Here is a 3,644-nt window from a genome sequence, read left to right as displayed (position 1 = left end):
AGTAGAGCAAAAAGATTAGTTAAGAACAATAGTATTGTTTATTCAACAGTTAGACCAATTCAAAGACACTATGGGGTTATTATTAATCCAGCAGTGAATTTAGTTGTTTCTACTGGATTTACAGTTATAGATAGCATCGAAAATAAATCGAACAATATTTTTATATATTATTTTTTGACAGCTAACAAAATTGTTAAAAAATTAGATATGATTGCTAATGGGACAGTATCGACATACCCATCCATTAAACCTATAGATATTGAGAGTCTCTCAATCAACCTCCCTCCCCTCCCAGAACAAAAATCCATTGCCAATATCCTCTCAGTTTTTGATGAAAAGATAGAACTTTTACGCAAACAAAACGAGACACTAGAAACCATCGCCCAGAGGGTTTTTAAAGAGTGGTTTATCAATTTCAAATACCCCGATGCTACAGGTGAAATGATAGATAGTGAACTTGGAGAAATCCCTAAAGAATGGCGAGTGTATGAGTTGATCGAACTTGTGAATATTGTCAACGGTTACTCATATATAGGAAAAGAACTTGTTGAATCAAGTGATGAGGCTTTAGTAACGCTTAAAAGCTTTAATAGAAATGGTGGCTTTCAAACTAGGGGCTTCAAGCCATTTTCAGGAAATCCAAATCCACAACAGGAAGTTTCTATAGGCGACTTAATTGTAGCTCATACTGATTTAACACAAGATGCAGAAGTCTTAGGTAATCCTGCTTTTGTTTTTGAGGATGGCGGGTTTAATAAAATGTTTATTACTATGGATTTAGTTAAAGTTAATTCAAATATAGAGCATATTGATAACGCATTTCTCTACTATGTCATGAAGGACAGGAGTTTCAAAGGACATTGTATCGGATATTCTAATGGTACAACTGTTTTACACTTATCTAAAAAAGCTATTCCTGAATATAGATTGGTATTACCAGAAGATTTGAGTTTAGCAAAAGACTTTTCAGATATGGCCTATTCAATGACGAGAAAAATCAGCAATAATATATCTCAAATCCAAACTCTCACAAAAACAAGAGATACCTTATTACCCAAACTGGTGAGTGGTGGAATCAGGGTAGAAGGACTTGGTTCATAACATGGAAAAAGTTATTTTTGATACGAATTTTATTCGTAATATAGAACCCAATCAGTTTTTAGGTGGGAGAAGTGAACTTGAACGTTTTTCCAAAGTCGCTGATCTTGTTTTTCCTGATATTGTGATCGAGGAAATCAAAAATCAGAAAAGAAAAAATCTGGAGAGCAAAAAAGATTCATTTTTAAAAAATCCGTTCCACTGGCTTAGAAAGTTAGATGATAGTGAGACAAAAAATTTTGATATTGAATCTCATCTAACAGCGATAGAAAACAACGAAACACTGGACTATAGTGTTATAAAGTTATCTGACTATTCCGTTTTAGAGAAAATGAAAGATCTGGCACTAAAAAAATGTCCCCCTTTTGAAGCAGGAGAAAAAACCGATAAAGGATTTAAAGATGCCTTTATTTATTTTACTATTTTGGAATATTTACAATCTATCCCAGATAAAATGATATTTTTTTGTTGCAAAGATGGTCGTTTGACAGAGGCATTTAAACAACACCCCAATATCATCGTTATTAAAAGTTTTGATGAATTTATTAAAATCAGTATTACCGTATTTTCCGATGATTATTTTATAGGTAAACTAAAAACAAAGATTAATCGCAACATAACCAAAGAAAGCATCATCGATTATTGGGTTAATATCAATGATAACCGCGTTTTACTAATCGAAGTTGATAGTGAAAAAAATGTTGTAGAAGTAGAATCTGGGGAAATTGTTGCTTCTGAAAAAGTTGATGTTTATTCAGATACGATCACTGCTTTGATTAACTCTATGTCATTTGCAAGAACCCACTCTGCTATTGAAGAATTAAGACCTTACCTTCATTTTCTATCTGATAACGAAATTATCAACGTTTTAGAAGCTGCCAATGACAATGGACAAATATGTTGTATTATCGGAGATCCGGACGTAAAAATTTTTATCAGTACGCTTTATGAAAAAAAGAAGGAAATACTCCCGCCTGAACTTGAAGTTGATATAAAGCATATGTTGGAAACATAGATATGACGGATTTAACCGAAGACGCAATAGAACAAAATTTAATCGACCTGCTTAAAGTGCAAGGGTACGAGTATTACCACGGCACTGAACTTGAACGAGATGATCTTTCCTCTGTCGTATTAGAAGCACAGTTTAAAGCTAACCTAGGAAAACTCAATCCTGACTTACCAGAATCCGCCCGAGTTGAAGCATTCCAGCATGTCATGCATCTTGGTTCTAATGACATCATGAACAATAATGAAAAATTCCACCAAATGCTTACCGATGGGGTAACAGTGGAATATTTCAAACAGGGTGAAACAGTTGGATTACAAGTAAAGCTGATTGATTTTGAAACCTACGAAAATAATGATTTTTGGGTGGTTAATCAGTTGGTGATTAAAGAAAACAACCAGTCTAAACGCCTAGATGTAGTTCTGTTTGTCAATGGCTTGCCCTTGGTAGTCATTGAGCTAAAAAGTGCCATTAGTGAAAAAGTGACATTAGATAGAGCCTATACTCAAATCCAGAACTATAAAACTGCCATTCCCTCTATTTTCTACTATAACGCTTTATGTGTAATATCAGATGGTCTTGATGCCAGAACCTCTTCGGTTTCTGCCCCCTTTTCTCGTTTTCTAGCATGGAAATCTCCCGATAAAAAAGAAAATGGGGTTTTACCAGAACTACAAATCTTAGCTCAGAGGATGCTAGAAAAATCTGTTTTATTAAAGTTAATTCGCTTTAATACTGTTTTTGAATCTGAAGAAATGAAAGATAAGAAAACAGGGCTTTTATCACTGGTTAAAATTAAAAAGATAGCCGCTTATCATCAATATTATGTGGTTGAAAAAGCGATACGTGAAACGTTAAGAGCAACTGAAACCCAAGGGGATAGGAAAGTAGGAGTTGCCTGGCATACGCAAGGCAGTGGAAAATCGCTTTCTATGGTGTTTTATTCGGGGCAGTTAGTCGTTGATCCAGACATGCAAAACCCGACACTTGTTATATTGACTGATAGAAATGATTTAGATGACCAACTCTTTGATACCTTTGGTAATTGCGCTTCACTATTACGACAAAAGCCTGTGCAGGCAAGCAGTCGGGATAACTTAAAAGAGTTATTGCAAGTTACAGGTGGGGGAATTGTATTTACCACAATACAAAAATTTTACCCAGAAGAAGGAAACGATGTTTTTGATACTTTATCTGGACGTTCCAATATTGTTGTAGTCGCCGATGAAGCCCACCGTGGCCAATATGGTTTTACAGGCAAGGTCAATAAAGACGGCAATATTAAATATGGGAATGCCAAACATTTAAGGGATGCTTTGCCTAATGCTTCTTTTATCGGTTTTACAGGCACACCGATTGAAAAAGAAGACAGAGACACACAAAAGGTTTTTGGGGGCTATATTGATATTTATGATATTGCTCAAGCGGTAGAAGATGGTGCAACCGTACCTTTAAGCTATGAAAGCCGACTGGTTAAAATCAAGTTGAATAAAGACGTTAACAATAAAATAGATAAATTAATTGAAGGAATAGAAGG

General features: G+C 34.9%; 3 protein-coding genes. All 3 read left to right on the top strand.

The window, feature by feature from the left end; genetic code table 11:
- Window positions 1-1,101: restriction endonuclease subunit S (locus CDZ78_RS19275; protein ID WP_140414236.1), on the top strand; the 1,101-nt coding region annotated here is incomplete at its 5' end.
- A 1-nt stretch (window position 1,102) separates the two neighbouring features.
- Window positions 1,103-2,113 (top strand): PIN domain-containing protein, encoded by a 1,011-nt coding sequence (locus CDZ78_RS19270; RefSeq protein WP_087871417.1) that lies wholly within the window; start codon window positions 1,103-1,105, stop codon window positions 2,111-2,113.
- A gap of 2 nt (window positions 2,114-2,115) precedes the next feature.
- Window positions 2,116-3,644, top strand: a 1,529-nt coding sequence (locus CDZ78_RS19265) for a type I restriction endonuclease subunit R (protein WP_140414235.1), incomplete at its 3' end; no start/stop codon positions are given.

It is taken from the genome of Bathymodiolus platifrons methanotrophic gill symbiont (genome assembly GCF_002189065.1).
In the GTDB taxonomy this organism is placed as follows: Bacteria; Pseudomonadota; Gammaproteobacteria; order Methylococcales; family Methylomonadaceae; genus Methyloprofundus.
The sequence above is the reverse complement of the archived record's forward strand: the minus strand, read 5'-3'. Positions and strand labels throughout refer to the sequence as shown.